11 protein-coding genes and 1 pseudogene are annotated in these 17,539 nt (G+C 62.2%); 5 read left to right on the top strand and 7 right to left on the bottom strand.

All coding sequences use genetic code 11. The features are described 5' to 3' along the window. A pseudogene (locus GM79_RS25730) lies at positions 1–425 on the bottom strand (collagen-like protein); the annotation flags it as partial. 63 nt (positions 426–488) lie between these two features. Further along, positions 489–836, bottom strand: coding sequence for a PadR family transcriptional regulator (locus GM79_RS07775; protein WP_035561823.1), 348 nt, complete (start codon positions 834–836; stop codon positions 489–491). 428 nt (positions 837–1,264) lie between these two features. Between GM79_RS07775 and GM79_RS07770 the strand changes: the two genes are divergently transcribed. Both GM79_RS07770 and GM79_RS07765 read left to right on the top strand, forming a co-directional pair. Beyond that, the gene (locus GM79_RS07770) at positions 1,265–2,398 is read left to right on the top strand and encodes a PorV/PorQ family protein (protein WP_072008567.1); all 1,134 of its coding nucleotides are present in this window, start codon (positions 1,265–1,267) and stop codon (positions 2,396–2,398) included. Positions 2,399–2,482: 84 nt separating this feature from the next. Beyond that, entirely contained in the window at positions 2,483–7,666 is a 5,184-nt protein-coding gene (locus GM79_RS07765; protein ID WP_035561820.1) for a C25 family cysteine peptidase, read from the top strand. A gap of 239 nt (positions 7,667–7,905) precedes the next feature. Here GM79_RS07765 and GM79_RS07760 read toward each other — a convergent pair whose 3' ends face one another. From GM79_RS07760 to GM79_RS07750, 3 genes are all read right to left on the bottom strand, one after another. Continuing rightward, positions 7,906–8,394: a dihydrofolate reductase gene (locus tag GM79_RS07760; RefSeq protein ID WP_035561817.1), complete on the bottom strand. Its 489-nt coding sequence runs from the start codon at positions 8,392–8,394 to the stop codon at positions 7,906–7,908. 82 nt (positions 8,395–8,476) lie between these two features. Then, positions 8,477–9,427, bottom strand: a complete 951-nt coding sequence (fmt, locus tag GM79_RS07755) for a methionyl-tRNA formyltransferase (RefSeq protein WP_200875589.1) — start codon at positions 9,425–9,427, stop codon at positions 8,477–8,479. A 59-nt stretch (positions 9,428–9,486) separates the two neighbouring features. After that, positions 9,487–10,737 carry an exo-beta-N-acetylmuramidase NamZ domain-containing protein gene (locus GM79_RS07750; RefSeq protein WP_035561834.1) on the bottom strand — a complete coding sequence of 417 codons (1,251 nt, stop codon included), beginning with the start codon at positions 10,735–10,737 and terminating at the stop codon, positions 9,487–9,489. A 108-nt stretch (positions 10,738–10,845) separates the two neighbouring features. Here GM79_RS07750 and GM79_RS07745 point away from each other — a divergent pair, with 108 nt between their 5' ends. Next, on the top strand, positions 10,846–12,069 hold the full coding sequence (locus GM79_RS07745; protein WP_035561814.1) for an ABC transporter permease: 1,224 nt from the start codon (positions 10,846–10,848) through the stop codon (positions 12,067–12,069). Here GM79_RS07745 and GM79_RS07740 read toward each other — a convergent pair. Next, a complete protein-coding gene (locus tag GM79_RS07740; RefSeq protein ID WP_235183972.1) occupies positions 12,066–12,827 on the bottom strand; it encodes a peptidoglycan DD-metalloendopeptidase family protein in 762 nt (253 codons plus the stop codon). The genes GM79_RS07745 and GM79_RS07740 overlap by 4 nt on opposite strands. Positions 12,828–12,958: 131 nt before the next feature. Here GM79_RS07740 and GM79_RS07735 point away from each other — a divergent pair, with 131 nt between their 5' ends. Next, complete coding sequence (locus GM79_RS07735; RefSeq protein WP_035561812.1) at positions 12,959–14,062, top strand: ferredoxin--NADP reductase; 1,104 nt, start codon at positions 12,959–12,961, stop codon at positions 14,060–14,062. A gap of 113 nt (positions 14,063–14,175) precedes the next feature. After that, positions 14,176–15,918 (top strand): M3 family oligoendopeptidase, encoded by a 1,743-nt coding sequence (locus GM79_RS07730; RefSeq protein ID WP_235183970.1) that lies wholly within the window; start codon positions 14,176–14,178, stop codon positions 15,916–15,918. 61 nt (positions 15,919–15,979) lie between these two features. On the opposite strand, the gene GM79_RS07725 is transcribed toward GM79_RS07730, so the two are convergent. After that, entirely contained in the window at positions 15,980–17,449 is a 1,470-nt protein-coding gene (locus GM79_RS07725) for an IS4 family transposase (RefSeq protein ID WP_035561809.1), read from the bottom strand. Positions 17,450–17,539: the final 90 nt, after the last annotated feature.

The following is a 17,539-nucleotide window of genomic DNA, read 5'->3' as shown; positions in this document are numbered from 1 at the left end:
GCGGCGGTGGCACCGGCCGCACCCTCGGAGCCGAAGGGACCTTTGCGGCCAAACGGACCCTCGGGGCCAAACGGGCCTTTGGTACCAAATGGGCCATCGGGGCCAAACGTGCTGGCGCTGCTGGCGGCGGCAGGGGCAACTACATCCTCGGCGTCGAGGTCGTCGGTAGCGAAGTCGCTCACGCGGCCCATCTTGGCCATCATGGATTCGACATCCTCCAGCGCGATAACCTGCTGCATGGGCGAGAGGCGGGCCGAAAACAGCTCGGCGATGCGCCCTTCGATGTCAGCTACGATGTCTTCGTGGCCGCGGTAGTTGGCAAAGTGCGCTTTCACTTCGGCCAGGTAGCGGCTAAGCACCTCGTAGCCGTCTTCTTCGATGTGAAAGATAATCCCCTGCAGATTGATGCTGATGTTCTTTTTCATGATTGAAGGCTGAAAAACTGCCGTTTAAGTTCTGGTGAGTGGAGAAGGAAAAGGGCGGCTAAATCAAACAATAGGCTTGGGTGGGGCGCTGTGCCGGATAATGCCCACCGAGACGGCCATTTCCTCCCAGGTGTCGCGCAGCTCGCCCAGAAACTGGCGGCCGGCCTCGGTCAGGGTGTAGTATTTGCGGGGCGGGCCACTGGTACTTTCCTTCCAGACGTAGTCCAGCAGGGCCGCATTTTTCAGGCGGGTCAATAGCGGGTAGAGGGTGCCCTCTACCACTATCATGCGGGCCGAAGTCAGCTCCTCCAGCATGTCGGAGGCGTAGGCTTCGCCGCGGGCGATGATTTCCAGGATGCAGAATTCAAGGATTCCCTTGCGCATCTGAACCTGGGTGTTCTCGAGTTTCATGGGCGTTACGAATAGTAGTGGGTGAGAAACAGTACAAATGTATGGTAGGTACTTTGTAACGCAAGGTACTGGATGAATAATTCTACTGGATATTATAAAATATTTTGTTATGCACTGATTATCAGTGCTAATATTTTTAATAGGCCAGGCCGATTATTTCGGGTCCGGACTCGTGAGCACGAGCTTACCCAGTTTTTTTGGGTTGGGGCAGGCCCTGCAAATGGAAGCTGAAGCCACCGCCGGCACCGCCGTGGTCCGGAAATCTCAAGCCCGCAAGCAGCGTAGCTCGCCACAATGCCACCGGCCGGGAGCAGCCGTCCTAATTTTTGGCTTGAATTTGGCGGGCCCGACGCACTAACTTGAAGTAACTTGCGTTCCGTCGGCGCAACTCTTACCCGCCTTCCTTTATCTTACCCGCCTTCCTTTATATGCTCCAACTCTCCTCGGCCGCTCGTGGGCTTTTTCTGCTGGGCGTGGGTGCCGCGCTGGCTTTGCCGGCTGCGGCCCAGTCTACCAAAACCCCCAAATACAGCAACGAATTCCTGAATATCGGGGTAGGGGCCCGGGCCCTCGGCATGGGCAAAGTGCAGGCCAGCCTGGCCGACAACGCCACCGCCGGCTACTGGAATCCCGCCGGCCTCGTGAACCAAACCCACAAGTACGACGGCGTGCTGATGCACTCCGAGCTGTTTGCGGGCGTAGTGAAGAACGATTACGGCGCTTTTTCGATGCCGCTGGACGACAAAAGCGCCATTGGCGTGAGTGTGATGCGGCTGGGTGTGGACAACATTGCCGACACCCGTAACCTCATCAACGAGTACGGCTACATCGATTACAGCAAGATTGAGCTGTTTTCCGTGGCCGATTATGCCCTCTTGCTTTCCTACGCCCGCAAGGTGAGCCGCGTGGAAGGCCTGAGCGTGGGCGCCAACGGTAAGTTCATCTACCGCAACATCGGCAAGTTTGCCACCGGCTACGGTTTCGGCATCGATGCCGGCCTGCAATACAACCACAAGGGCTGGAACCTGGGCCTGATGGCCCGCGACATCACCACCACCTTCACGCAGTGGACCATCAACGCCGAAGAATATACCAAGGGCATCAACAACACCGTGGCCAACGGCAGCGACGCCATTCCGACCAATAGCGCCGAAATTACCCTGCCACGATTCGTGCTGGGCGCCGGCCGCCGCTTCACGCTGCCCAAGCAGTTCTCGGCCCTGGTGGCCGTGGACCTGGAAACCACCACCGACGGCGAGCGCAACACGCCCATCGCCACCAAAGCCCTGAGCGTGGACCCCCGCGTGGGCATTGAGCTGGGTTACAAAGACCTGGTTTTCCTGCGCGGCGGCGCCGGCAACTACCAGCAGATTCAGAATTTCGCCGCCAACAGCGCCGGCACCTACGACAGCAATTGGAAAGGCCAGTACAGCCTGGGCGCCGGCGTGGCCGTGAGCGGCCTGCGCGTGGACCTGGCCCTGTCGCGCCTGGCGGTAGAAAAACTGGGCAGCTCGTCGCAAACCAATTCCCTGATTGTGTCGCTGGGCTACGGCTTTAAGTAAAAGCCCGCCCAACCCCAGCCGAAATACGACCGAACAGGACCGCGACGACGTTCAGAACCGCATATATCTACTACTAAGTACAAGATGGAAACTACAATTACTGGTAATAAGAAGGGCTTGCGCGGGTTGCTGCTCCTGCTGGTATTATGCCTGGCCGGCCCCGCCGCGTGGGCCCAGTCCGGGCCATTCGGCAACGAATGGATAGTGCCCAGCCAGCAATACTACAAGGTGCGGGTGACGCGCGACGGTATTCACCGTCTGAGCCAGCAGTACCTGGCCCTGGCCGGCCTGAACAGCATCGACCCCAGCCGCCTGCAGCTCTGGCGCCGGGGGCGCGAAGTGGCCATGTACCAGGCCGGCGCCCGCAACGTGCTCGACAGCAACACCTACTTTGAGTTCTATGGCCAGCGCAACGATGGCCAGCTGGATGCCGGCCTGTATAAAAGTCCCACCGACCAGCCCCACCAGCTCTACAGCTTTTACACCGATACGGCGGCCTACTTCCTCACTTACCCCGGCGCAACCGCGCCCGCAGCCAAGCGCATGGCCGAGCCCGCCGAGGCCGGGGGTACGCCTCACGCCTGGCGCCTGGCCACCAGCCTCAAACTCGAAACCGCAGGCTTTGGTGAAGGTGCCCGCGGGCCAGACAGGGTAACGTTTCTGCCCTGGCTGGAGCCAGGAGAGGGGTTTTTCTCCGCTAGCCTCAATGGTGCTACCACCGTAGCGACTGATACCGTGTTGCGGGCCGTGCTGCCCACCGGCCCCGCGCCCGCGCCCAATCTCGAAGTGCGATTAGTAGGCGCCACGCTTGTTTCGCACAATGTAGAAGTGCTGGTACTGAATACCTCCAGTAATACGTACCGCTCACTGGGGCGCCTCACATTCAGCGAATACAACAAGGCCGGCGGGCGCTATGCGCTGCAACGCGCCGAAATTGGCCCCAACGGGCTTGTCACGGTGCGTTTCTCGGGGGGCACGGGTGGCACGGGCACCACGGCCGATAACTACCGCCGGGCTTTCGTACGCGTGGTGGCACCGCAGGCTACGCGCTGGCTGGGGCCGCGCCGGCAGCTGCCCTTTGCCAGCGACTCGCTGTTGGGTGGGCCAGCTACGTTTGAGGTCGATAGTATTCCGGCCTCGGTGATGGGCTACGACATTCACGACCCCTGGAACGTGCAGCGCGTGGCGCCCACCACCGCTCAAACGTTGGGGCCGCTGGGCCGCCGCTTCGTGTTTCCGAGCGCCACGGCCGCGCAATCGCGCCGGCTGCTGCTCTTCGACGGACAGCGCCCATTCGTGCCCTTGCCGGCCCGGCCGGTGCGTTTCCGGGCCATCAACCGGGCCACGGTCAACTTCGCCATTGTATCGCACCCGCAACTGTACCGGCCGGCGCTGGACGGCACCACGTCGGTGCCCAACGCGGCGCTGGAATATGCTAAGTACCGCGCTTCCACGGCCGGCGGGGGCTACGATACGCTGCTCGTTACCGCCTGGCAGCTCTACGACCAGTTCCATTACGGCGAACGGTCGTGGCTGGCATTGCGGCATTTTGGCCTGTGGCTGGCCGAGGGTGCGCCCAACAACCCGGAGCGCTACCTGCTGCTGCTGGGCAAAGGCATCGTGCCTTCCGAAAGTGCTTTGCTATACCGCCGAGACGGCGACCGGGGCCTCAACCTGATACCCACCAGCTCGCGGGCCGTGTCGGACAACATGATAACGGCTGATTTTCATAATAATGACTTTGTGCCCAAGCTGCGCACGGGACGACTCACCGTGCTCACGCCGCAGCAAATCATGAATTACCTGGACAAAGTGCGGACCCACGACGCACTGGGCCCAGAGCCCTGGCGCAAAAACGTGCTGCACCTCATTGGGGGATACTCGCCGGCTGAAACCGCTGATTTTAAGCAGATAATGGACCGGAATAAGGCGCGCGTGGAGCAGCCCTTTTTTGCCGGCGAGGTGAGCACGGAAACGCGGCTGACTCCGATTAGCGGGCCCGAAAACATCAATATTTCCTCATACATCAACTCGGGCATTTCCCTGATGTCCTACTTTGGGCACGGGTCTAACAATACGTTTGCCCTCAACTTCGGCGTGCCTTCCGACCCAACCCGAAACTACAATAATCCCGGCCGGTATCCATTTTTTTACCTGAATGGTTGCGCTGCTAACCACACCTTTACGGTAGCGCCGACCATCGTTGAAGATTGGTTGTTTGCCAGCAAGAAAGGAGCCATTGGCTCGTTGGGCGAATACGGATTCAGCTACGCCGACCATTTGGAAGTTTCCGTGGACACGGTGTATAAGCTGATGTTCAATAACGCCGCTTTTTATGGCAAGCCCATAACGGCAATTTATGCCGAAGCCGTGCGGCGCCTACAAAACCGGAGCGATTTCAACAACGACGTGGGCATTGAGCAGCTGCTGGCCACGGGCTGGCAGGGCGACCCGACGCTAGCGCTTTTCGCGCCTGAATTGCCGGATTTCATCGCCAGCTCGGCGGCGTTGTCCATCACGCCGGCATCGGGGCAGGAGCCTGTGCGGGCTACTTCGTCCGAATTCGTGCTGAACGTGGGCGTATCGAACCCCGGCAAAATCACTTTCGAGCCCCTCGAAATCAAAGTCACCCGCACCTACGACTCGGGCCGGCCGCCGCTGGAATACACTCTGTTCACGCGCCGCCAGGCGTTTGGCGCCGACACCACCTACGCCCTGACGCTGCCCAACTCGCTGGCCGAAGCCGGCGTCAGCACCTTCCGCGTCGAGCTCGACCCCAACAACCGCGTGGCTGAGGCGAGCGAAACCAACAACGCGGCCCAGGTTGATTTTACCTTTCTGCAAGGCGGCCTGTCCATCGTGAGCCCCTCCGATTTCGCCATCGTTAGCTCGACGGCCCCCAAGCTGGTGGTGCAGAACAACGACCGCAACGGTGCCCAGCGCGGCTACGAGTTTGAGGCCGATACTGTGCCCACCTTCAATAGTCCGGTGCTGCTGCGCTCGCCGGTTATTACGGCGGGTGTGCTGGCCGAGTGGGCGCCGACCCTGCCCACTCTGGCTCCGCGCGACAGCGTGGTCTGGTACTGGCGCGCCCGGTTCCAGACGCCCGGCATCGGCGAAGACGGGAGCTGGGCTACGGCCTCGTTCCGGGTAATTCCGTCCAGCCCCGGCGGCTGGTCGCAAAGCCATTACGGGCAGCTGCAGGCCACCATTCGCACCGGCGTCGACGTGAGCGCACCGACGGGCGAATGGACATTCAAATCGGGTAGTGTGCCGCTGCGCCTGCGTACCAGGGGCGGCGGACTGCCGCGCAGCTCACCTTTGTTCGGCACAGTGAGTGGGGCGGGCATCTACCTGCAGAATACGGGCGTGCAGCAACCGGTTACGGGTTGCGGCGTGCAGTCGCCTAATTTGCTGCTGGCCGTGTTTGCACCCGGCAGCCTGGCGCCGGTGGCCATGCCCGCCGAGTTTCAGTCCTGCGGCCAGGCTCCAAACAAGTTCTACTATTTTTCGGCTGGTGACGTCATTCCCCCGCTGAGGGTGGACACGATGGATAACCTGAACAACAGTGTGGTACGCCAGCAGCAGTTGGCCAACTTCCTGGCGGCTATTCCGAACGGGTCGTACGTGGCGCTGGTTTCGGCCAACCGGGTGCGCTACTCCCGGCTGCCGGCCGCCCTCAAAGCCTCACTGCAGGCCTTGCTGGGCTCGCAGCTCATCACGCAGCTGGCCGATGGCGACCCGCTCGCCGTGGTAGGCCAGAAGCTGACGGCCACCACCGGCCGCCTGGTTCGCGAGGTGGGCCCCGACCGGACCCTCACTATTCCCGGCGGTAGCCAGACCATTGAGCTGCTCGATAATCTGCAGCTCAATGCCACCGCTGGCCTCGTGGTATCGCCCCGCATTGGCCCGGCCAAAGAGTGGCTGAATCTGTACTCTACCATCCAAACCCTCACCCCCAATGGCTACCACACGTTGCGGGTGGTGGCCATTGATGAGCAAGGTGCCGAACGCGTGGTACTGCCCGCCGTCACCTCGTCGGCCCAGCCCTTGGCCGCGGTTTCGGCAACGCAATACCCTTACCTGCGCCTGGAACTGGCCCTGGGCGACTCCGTGACGCGGGTGCCGCCGCAGTTGCGCCAGTGGCTGGTTACCTACCGGGGCATCCCTGAGGGTGTAGTGCGCCGCGACTTGGTGCCGGTGGCCAGCTACGCGCCCGCCACTCTGGCCGAACAGGCCAAGACCGGCACGGTCACCTTCCCCGTCAAGTTTCAGAACGTGTCGGAAGATGCCTTCCTAGCGCCGCTCAAAGCCCAGGTTCGCCTGCGCAACACCGTTACCAACGTGGTGGCAAAAACTATTGAGGTAACTTTCCCCGGTGCTTTGGCGCCCGGTGCGGTGGCTACGTTCAACGTGGAATTCGACGTGCGGAACATTTTCGGCTCCCTGGCTTTTGAGGTGTTCGTGAACCCTCGCATTCAGCCCGAGCAAGTGTATTCCAACAACGAGCTGCTGCTGGAACCCTTCACTATTGATGACAACAACGTGGCGCCTACGCTGGACGTGGCGTTCGACGGCCGCCACATTCTCAACGGCGAGCTGGTGGCCCCTTCGCCGATTATCACCATTCAGCTCAGCGACGAAGACAAGCTAAATCCCATCACCGACCGCACGGTGTTCACCGTCACGCTGCAAAAGCAGGGTGCGGCCACGGCTACGCTCGTGGACCTGAACAGCCCGGAAGTCAACTTTAGCGTGACGGTGGGCGAGGGCAGCGTGGCCAAGCTGGAGTACCGCCCCGGCCTGGGCGCACCGCTGGCCGATGGCGTCTACACGCTGCGGGTGCAAGGACGCGACCCCAACAGCGCTAGCGCCGGCAGCCAGGAGTTTCAGGTGAAATTTGAAGTGGTGAACACTTCGAAAATCACGAACGTGTACCCGTATCCGAACCCGGTGGTGAGCAAGGCGCGCTTCGTGTTCACGGTGACGGGCCAGGAGCTGCCGCGCAACATGAAAATCCAGATTATGACCATCACCGGTCGGGTGGTGCGCGAGATTTTCATGAGCGAGCTGGGCCCGCTGCACATCGGCAACAACATCACCGATTTTGCCTGGGACGGCACTGACTCCTTCGGCGACCGGCTGGCCAACGGCACCTACCTCTACCGCGTTTCGCTCGACGACCCGAGCGGGCAGTTTGGCCGCCGCGATACTGCCGGTGACACCGCCTTCAAAAACGATTGGGGCAAGCTGGTGCTGATGCGCTAATTATTGCCTTTCCAGACATAAAAAAGCCCTGACGCCGTGCAGCGTTAGGGCTTTTTTATGTCTGGAGAAGTTCCAAAAACAATAACAGTCGTGATTAAAAGTCTGTCATGCTGAGCGTAGTCGAAGCATCTCTACCGCATCGGTGGACGGTGCTGACGAAGCGGTAGAGATGCTTCGACAAGCTCAGCATGACAAACGGATTGAATAGTCACTTGTGCGTGAGGGCTCAAAGGCGCAACCTAGTGTCGTCGCAGCGTGACGAAGCTGAAAGCATAAGCGTGCTTCTCGTCGGCTTCGTGGCGCTCGCGGGATTCTTCGCGCCATTCGGTGGGCGAGAGGGGTGGGAACACTGCGTCGCCTTCGAAAGTATGATGTACCTCGGTGAGGTAGATAACGTCGGCGGCGGGCAGGGCCTGCTGATAGATTTCGCCCCCGCCAATAACGCAAACCTCCTCGTCCAGTGCGCGGGCGCGCTCCAGCGCGGCTGGTAACGACGCTGCCGTTTCGCAGCCGGGCGCGGTCCAGTTGGCCTGGCGGGTCACCACGATGTTGGGGCGTTTGGGCAGGGCCCGGCCCAGGCTGTCGAAAGTACGGCGCCCCATGATGACCGGATGGCCCAGCGTGAGCCGCTTGAAATGCTGCAAGTCGGCGGGCAAACGGCCCCAGGGCAGCTCGCCATTATTGCCAATAACGCCGTTTTCAGCAACGGCAACTACGAAAAAAACCATGTATTCAGAAATGAGTCAGTGGTGAAACCATGCCGGAAAAATGCGGCGGAGGAGCGGCCGGATACCAGCCTGGGCTGGGGCGCTAGGTCAATTTCTGGCCCCGCAGCAGCTCTTCAATCGACATGCGCTTTTTGCCTTCGAGCTGTACTTCGAGCAGCTCCAGCAAGCCGCCACCGTTTTCCGGGTCGGTCTGGATGCGGACGTAAGTGCGCCCGTCGCTGGTGCGCGCGCCGGGCGTCACGGCGAAGTAGGGCGGCAGGCTGGCGTCCGCCGGCACGGCGCGGGCCTTGAATATTTTGAGCGTGCGCCCGTCTTCCAGGGTGGTGTACGCGCCGGGAAAAGGCGCCAGACCGCGCACCTGATTCACCAGCGCCTCAGCGGTCCGCGTGAAGTCGAGCCGGCCGGTTTCTTTGGTGAGCTTGGGCGCGGGGCGCAGGTCGTCGGGCTGGGCCTGCGGGATACTAGGCGCGGTGCCCGCCGCAATGGCTTCCACTGAGCGCCGGGCCAGGGCCGCGCCTACCACTTTCAGCTTGTCGTAAAGACTGCCAAAATCGTCCTCGGGGGCAATGGCCACCCGGTCCTGAAAAATCAGGTCCCCGGTGTCGATTTCGTGGCGCAGGAAAAACGAGGTGACGCCCGTTTCGGTGTCGCCGTGCATAAGGGCCCAATTGATGGGGGCCGCGCCGCGGTACTGCGGCAGCAGCGAGGCGTGAATGTTAATAGAGCCCAGCCGGGGCATATTCCACACCGCCTCGGGCAGCATCCGGAAGGCCACCACCACCTGCAAATCGGCTCCCAAAGCGCGTAGCTCGGCTTGGAACTCGGGCGATTTCAAGTTAGTGGGCTGTAGCACGGGCAGGCCGTGGGCTTCGGCCGCCACCTTCACGGCCGAGGCCTGCAGCTGGCGCCCGCGCCCGGCGGGCCGGTCGGGAGCCGTTAGCACGGCCACCACGGTGCCGCCGGGCCAGGCCAGCAGGCTTTCCAAAGTGGGCACGGCAAAATCGGGCGTGCCCATGAAAACGATTTTCAGCATATGTTAGAGTAGGGCAACTGATGTTGCGCGATAAGGAAAATCCAGGACAACCGCCGTTTCTATCGTTCTGGGTACAGCAAATATTTGCTGCGAATGGTTTTGAATTTATCCAGGTCCGGTTGCCAAGAAGCCCGAATTTCAGCCTCGCTTTTGCCGGCAATAATTTGCTCGCGGAGCGTGCGGGTGCCGGAAAGCTGCTCGAAATACTTGCCGAAAAAGTTGGCCTTGTCGGTGCTTTGCTGGTAAAAGTCGAGCAGGTATTTAAGCACCAGTCCCGAGGCTTCGCGGGTGGGCGCATCTGCCAGGCTCAGGCCGTAGCAGCGCTGGCCGTTGAGGGGCGGCGTGGGCGAGCCCGCGTTAGGGCGGGGCACAAAGGCGAACGGCCGGCTGGCCGGCTGCTTCGGACTGCCAATAACCTCAAACGGAGTGGCCGTGCCCCGGCCCACGCTCACGTTGGTGCCTTCGAACAAACAGATGCTTGGGTACAGGGCCACCGATTGGTCGGTGGGCAGGTTGGGCGAAGGGCGCACCGGCAGGTGGTACTTGGTGGCGTGGGTGTAGCCGGCGGCCACGGGCACCACCGTGAGCGGGCAGCGCCGGCCGCCGGCCAGCCACTTTTCGCCGTTCAGCATCGTGGCCAGCTCGCCCACCGTCAGGCCGTGGGCAATGGGTAAGGGGTCGAGGCCCACGAAGGATTTGTGGGCGGGCTCCAGCACGGGGCCGTCCACGAGGTCGCCGTTGGGGTTGGGGCGGTCCAGCACCACCACTTGCTTGTTGAGCTCGGCGGCGGCTTCCATCACGTAATGCAGCGTGCTGATGAAGGTGTAGAAGCGCGCGCCCACGTCCTGAATGTCGAAAACCAGCACGTCCACGTCGGCCAGCATTTCCGGGGTCGGCTTTTTGGTTTTGCCATACACTGAGCGCACGGCCACGCCGCTGCGGGCATCGCGCCCGTCCTTAATGGTGGCGCCGTCGGCTTCTTCGCCCCGAAAACCGTGTTCGGGCGCGAAGATGGCCGTCACATTCACGCCCCTGGCCCGCAGAGTATCCACCAGAAAAGCGTTGCCCACGCGCGACGTCTGGTTGACCACCAGGCCCACGCGCTTATTCAGCAGCTGGGGCAGGTACTGGTCCATACGCTCGGCACCCACGATGATGGGCCCCGTCGTGCGTGGCGCAACCGGGGCCCCGGAAGCTGCCTGGGCGAGGGGTTTACCGCCGCCAGCCGCCGAGACAGCGGGCGCCGACGAGCTACACGAAGGCACCGCCAGCAGGAATGAAAAGGTGATTTTGGCGAAAATACCGAGCATAAAGGGGAAGGAAAGGGCTAAAAATACGGTGCGGCCCGAAGCGGTGCGGCCATTGGCAAGCCGCAGCGCGGCCAATACCGGTTGGAAACGTAGCTTTACGGTCACATAATGAACGTCGCCCGCTACATTTCGCAAAAGATTGATGGAGGAGCCAATTCCGGCTCGTTCACTTCGTCGGTCACAAAAATAGCCATCATCAGCATTGCCATGGGCTTGGCGGTGATGATAGTATCGTTTGCCATTTTGCAGGGCTTCCGCAACGAGATTCAGAACAAGATTTTCTCGTTTGGCGCCCACCTGCAGATTTCGCGCTACGACACCAACAACTCGCTCGAAGTGGCGCCCATTGCCGGGCCTTCCCTGGTGCAGGAGCTGCGGCAGTTCCCGCAGGTGAAATCCACGCATCCCTTCGCCGTGAAAACGGCCATCATTAAAACCAAGGACGAGGTGCTGGGCGTGGTGCTCAAAGGCATCGCCGAAACCGACGGGGCCTCGCCCATGCGCCAGAACCTGCAAAGCGGCAAGTTTCTGACGTTTCCGGATTCGGCGGCCAGCGACGACGTGCTGGTTTCGCGCAAGGTGGCCGACAAGCTCCGGCTGGCCGTGGGCGATAAGGCGCTGTTCTATTTTATTCAGAATCCGCCCCGCATCCGGCAGTTCCGGGTGAGCGGCATTTACTCCACCGGGCTCGACGAGTTCGATGAGGTGTACGTCATCGGCGACCTACGCCAAATCCGCGACCTGAACTCGCCCGTCTGGGCCGACTCCCTGGTGGGCGGCATGGAAGTGGTGCTCAATGATTTTGCCGCCCTCGACCAGACCGCTGATAATTTTTACGAGCAGTTGCCCTACGACCTCAAAATCGATAAGATAACCGACCAGTACGCGCAGCTATTCGACTGGCTGCAATTGCTGAACCGCAACGTAATTATTTTCCTGCTGCTGATAATTTTCGTGGCTACGTTCAACATGGTGGCTACCATTTTTATCATGATTCTGGAGCGCACCAACATGATTGGCGTGCTGAAAGCGCTGGGCGCCACCGATAATCAGATTCGGCAGATGTTTTTTTTCCGGGGGCTTTCGCTCACGGTGCGCGGCATGCTCATTGGCAATATCATTGCCGTAGGCTTTTGCGCCGTGCAGTACTACTTCCACGTAATTCCGCTCGACCCCGAGAATTACTACATGGACCGGGTGCCGATTTCCTGGGACCCCCGCATGCTGGTTGTTCTCAACGTGGCCACCTTTGCCGCCTCGCTGCTGGCCGTGCTGATTCCGACCTATCTGATTTCCCGGATTAAACCGGTGGTAGCCATCAAGTTCGACTAAATAGTCTCTCCGTAAAGATGACTCGATTGTAAAATCAAATTTGGGTCGGGACACAGTGCTGCCCACACCGCCCGCTCGCTGGGCGGGGCCACGCCGGGAAAGTCGCCCACGCGACCCTGCATATCGGCCATTAGCTGGAAATGCAGGTGGGCCGGCCAGTCGCCGTTTTCGGGGTATGGGCCCACGGTGGCAAAGGCTTCGCCTTTTTCCAGCCGCTGGCCCACGCGCAGCTGCCGGAACTCGTGGCGGCTGAGGTGGCCGTAGAGGCTGTAGAAAACGGTGCCTTCCAGCTCGTGCTCCAGAATAACGGTGGGGCCGTAGTCGCCGAAATTGTCGTTGTCGGCCAGGCTGTGAACGGTGGCGGGCAGCGGGGCCAGTACGGGCGTACCGGCGGGCAGCCACACATCCACGCCCAAATGCAAGGAGCGGGCTTCGGGCACCACGCCCGGCCCGAAATGCTGGCTACGGCGGTAAATAACCCGATTTTCGAGGTAGCCGCCCACGCCGATGCTGGCCTGCTGGTCGACCAGTAGCTCCTTTACCAGCTGGGCAAAAGCGGCCGTGTCGCGCAGGTCGGCAGTGGCTATGCGGGGGTTGGCGGCGGTGAAATCGAGCCGGGCCACGGCAGGGGCGTTGAGGTCGACGGGCAGGACGGGGCCGAAGTGGGCCTGATGACGCTGGAGCAGGGCGGTGAGCAAAGCGGGATAAGAAATGCGGGTGTTGATGAAACCGTGGGCCGGCGTGAACCCGTAGCCCAAGCGGCAAGTTACCTTTGCAGCGCAAGTCGGCCCGCGTTATCGCGCCAGGGGCGGCCTGCTGGCCCCAAAATTACTGGAAACACTCCGGGCGCGGCCCGGTTTTCGCCATCCACCCATTCGTTTATTTCCCGATGTACCAAACCCTGACCGTTGTTGAGCTGACCCAGGAAACTGCTGATTCTGTTACCATTCATCTGGAGCGGCCCGATAAGGCCCCGATTGCCAGCCGTCCCGGCCAGTTCCTGACGCTGATTTTACCCTGCGGCCCGGGCGGCAAAAAAGAGCGCCGCGCCTACTCCCTCAGCAGCACGCCGCACGAGGCCCCGCGCCTGTCCGTGACGGTGAAGCGCGTGACCGGCGGCCTGGTGAGCAACTATTTGCTCGACACGGTGAAGGTGGGCCAGCAGTTGGAAGTGATGGAGCCGCTGGGCAACTTCACCCTCAGCCCCAGCCCCAAGGCCGCCCGCTCGCTGGTGCTCATCGGCGCGGGTTCGGGCATCACGCCGCTCATGTCCATGCTCAAAGCGGTAGTGAAAACTGAGCCTAACAGCCACGTACTGCTGATTTACGGCAACCGTAACGAGGAATCGGTGATTTTCCAGAAGCAGCTGGCCACCCTTGAAGCCAGCTCGAACGGCCGCGTGCAGGTAGAGCACGTGTACAGCCAGCCGCTGCAGGCCGGTGGCGCGCATCGCCACACCGGCCGCCTGAACCGCACCATGCTGCTGCGCATTCTAGAGCAGCGCCACCAGTTTCCGGCCGAGCAGGCCGAGTATTTCATGTGCGGCCCCGAGGGCCTGATGACCGAAGCCCGCGCCGCCCTCGACCTGTTGAAAGTGCCCGAGACCCGCATTCGCCGCGAGAGCTTTGTGGCCACCGCCGAAACGGCCGAAGCCATTGCCGGCCAGCCCAACGTTGCGGCCACCGACGTATCGACCAGCGCCGCCGATAACACGAAAACTACCCGCTCGGTCACCATTCAGTACGAAGGCAGCGAGTACGTTATTGAGGTTCCAGCCAATAAAACCATTCTCGAAACGGCGCTCGACCAGGATATTGACCTGCCGTATTCCTGTCAGGCGGGCCTGTGCACCGCTTGCCGCGGCAAGTGCCTGAGCGGCAAAGTGCACCTCGATGAGCGCGAAGGCTTATCGGATTCGGAGCTGAAGCAGGGCTACATCCTGACCTGCGTGGGCCACCCGATGACCGACGATGTGGTGATTGAGATTGGGTAGTCCCGGTTTGCGGGTGAGGGCCGGTGTATACGTTGCAACCGGCCGTAAGTCCCAATCTCAGCCTATTGCGTATGGCAATACCTGAGCCCACTATTTTCGATTATCATTGCTTTATGATGAATCTTGTTGAACCCACTGCCGAATCGGCAACTGATACCAGCCGGCCACTGCGCCAGTACCTGCCCGAAGATTTTACGGTAACCGACTGGGCGGCTATCGAGCCGTTTTTTCAGGAGTTGGAGGACCGGCCGGTGCACACTGCGTCCGAACTGGAGCGCTGGCTGCTTGACCGCTCGGAGCTGGAAGCGGTGCTGAGCGAGGACCTCGCCTGGCGCTACATCCGCATGACCTGCGACACGCAGGACGGCGGCCGTGCCGAGGCGTTCCAATACTTTGTGAACGAAGTGGAGCCCCAGGTGGCCCCCTACGACCACGCCCTGAACGAAAAGATGCTGGCCTCGCCGCACCTGGCCGGCCTCGACGAAAACCGCTACGGCGTGTTTCTGCGCTCGGTGCGCCGGGCCTCGGAGATATACCGCGTGGAGAATATTCCGCTGAAAACCGAAATCAGCACCAAGCAGCAACAATACGCCGCCACGGTGGGCGCCATGAACGTGACCATCGACGGCCAGGAGCTGACGCTGCCCCAGGCCGCCGACCGCCTCAAAAGCCCCGACCGTGCCGTGCGGGAAACGACCTGGCGTTCCATTCAGGCCCGCCGCCTGCAGGATGCCAAGCCCCTCGACGCGCTGTTTACGGAGCTGGTGGGCCTGCGCAACCAGGTGGCGCTAAACGCCGGTTTTGCCAACTTCCGCGACTACATGTTTGCCGCCCTGGGCCGGTTCGACTATACGCCGCAGGACTGTTTCGACTTCCACCGGGCCATTCGCGAAACGGTGGTGCCCCTGTGCGACGATTTCGATTTGGAGCGCCGCCAGGACCTCAATCAGCCCGCCCTGCGGCCCTGGGACCTCGACGTGGACCCCAGCGGCAAAGCGCCCCTGCGGCCCTTCGGCACCGGCGCCGAGCTGCTGGACAAAACCATCACCGTCTTCCAAAACCTGGATTCTTACCTGGGCGACTGCCTGAGCACCATGCGCCAGATGGGCCACCTCGACCTGGAAAGTCGCAAGGGCAAAGCCCCCGGCGGCTACAACTACCCGCTGGACGAGACGGGCGTGCCCTTCATCTTCATGAACGCCACCAGCAGCCTGCGCGACGTGGTGACCATGCTGCACGAAGGCGGCCACGCCGTGCACAGCTTCCTCACCCGCGGCCTGCCGCTGGGCGCCGACAAGCACCCGCCGAGCGAAGTAGCCGAGCTGGCCAGCATGAGCATGGAGCTCATGAGCATGGACCAGTGGCACGTCTTCTTTCCCGATGCTGAAGACCTGCGCCGGGCCAAGAAAACGCACCTCGAAAGCGTGCTCGAAACGTTCCCGTGGGTGGCTACGGTCGATAAGTTTCAGCACTGGATTTACGAAAACCCGACCCACACCGAGGCCGAGCGCCACCGCCGCTGGGTGCAGATTTTCGATGAGTTCAACCAGCGCACCGTCGACTGGCGGGGGCTGGAGGAGTTTAAGCCCTACCTCTGGCAGAAGCAGCTGCACCTCTACGAAGTGCCCTTCTACTACATCGAGTACGCCATGGCCCAGCTCGGCGCCATTGCCGTATGGCGCAACTTTCGCCAGAATCCGGCCGAAGGCATGGTCGCCTACAAGCGCGCCCTGGCCCTGGGCTACACCGCACCGATTGGGCAGATTTACGCCGCTGCTGGTATCCGCTTCGATTTCAGCACCGATTACCTGCGCACCCTGGCCGACTTCGTGCGCGAAGAAATGGCCGCGCTGTAGCACAATTCAAGCAGCACGAAAAAGCCCCGACTCAGCAATGAATCTTGTCCTTACCCACATCTTAGGGCTGGTTGAGTTGAGTGGCGAGCCGGACGCCTTCGACGAGTAAGCGCAGGCTCATCAGGCCGCGCCAGAGGGTTTGCCAGCCAGGTGGTCCGTCGCCTTTGCGGCCCAGGTGGCCGCCCAGGCCAGCCAAGGCATAATACACGTCGCGCACAGTCTGCACGGGTCGTGAACTGCGCAGCGTGAGGACCTGTAAAAAAGTCGCTTCCAGCCCCGCTGCCGTCGCCGGCAAGTCGGGTTGGAGGCGACTTTTTTCGCGCATATCCACTAGCGCCAATGCGACCACGCTGAGCAGGGCGACGGCGGCAAAAAGACGGTCAGCGGTTTGGAGCTGGAGCTTTTCGGCCCCCAGGCCCGTTTTCAGGGCTTTGTGAAAGTCCTCGATGAGCCAGCGGCTCACGTACTGCCGGGCGCAGGCGTGGGCCTGGGCAAAATCCGTGATGGGTTGGTCGCAGAGCAGCAGCCATTCCAGGGCGGGCGTGGCCGGGCCTGTGTCCCCGACTTGGGCGGCTTCCCAGACCCGTACCAGGGCGCAGGGAACCGGGTCCCCTTTGCCCGTCGCCGCGCCCGGTCGCTGGGGCGCACGCAGGGCCAGCGGGGGGCTGAAACTGACCTGGAGCAGCACTTCGCGGGCCGGCTGGCCCGGCCGGCCACGCAAGGCCAGGGTCAACTGGCCCGCCGAGGGCTGGGCCCGCGCCACGGCGAAGAGCCGCCCGGCGGGCGCTTTGTCGGCGCCGGCCACCAGGGCCCGGTCCTGGGCGGCGCGCACCACGAAGCCCAGGCCCTGGGCCCGGCACTGCTGCAGGTGCTCGTAGATGTCGGCCCCGCGGTCGGCCACCACCACCCAGCGCGCGTCCGGTGGCGGGCTGCCCACGTTGCGCAAGCTCCGGGACCAGAGCGCCGATTCGCGGACCCGGCCCTGGCGCAGGCGCGAGCCGCCGTGGAGATGGTCTTTTTCGGCCTCCGGCACCGGTTGACGGACGTGAAACTGCTGGTCCAACAGGCCCAGCAGCGGCAGGGCGGGCCGTTTGGCGGCCGGGTCGGGGTCCTGCACCGGCCAGCCGGCGGCCACCAACGAGTGCAGCAGTACGCCCTGGCTCGTGGCCTTGCCCGGCCCGACCGGCCCCAGGCCGGGCCGGCGCTCGTCGGCTTCGGGCCAGCTCAGTTCGCTCGTGTCTTCGACCAGCAGGTAGGTGCCCGGCTCCTGTAGCGCTTGGCGAACCACGGCCTGATGCGCCCCCTGCAGCGCCTCGGGCGTGGCCCTTGCACCGCCCAGCAAGCGATACGCCGCTTTACTGGCCCCCGCCTGGCCGGTCCCCAACTGCGGAATGGTGGCCCCCGGCTGCCGGGCCCAACCGGCGGCCAACTGCACCACCCGTCGGCTGCGGCGGGCATCGCCCAACACCGTGCCCCCAAAATGCGTCTGCGCCCACAGCTGCGGGTCGCAGAAATGCGTCGAAATACTCATCTCGCAAGCTACTAAGCCGGCCCCGCAAGAACCCACAAAAAAGCGCCGACCTGTTGGCCGGCGCTTTTCAAAGATGTGGGTAAGGACAAG

The sequence above is a fragment of the Hymenobacter sp. IS2118 genome (assembly GCF_000715495.1).
Taxonomy (GTDB): domain Bacteria; phylum Bacteroidota; class Bacteroidia; order Cytophagales; family Hymenobacteraceae; genus Hymenobacter.
This window is presented reverse-complemented; position numbering and strand designations above follow the sequence as displayed.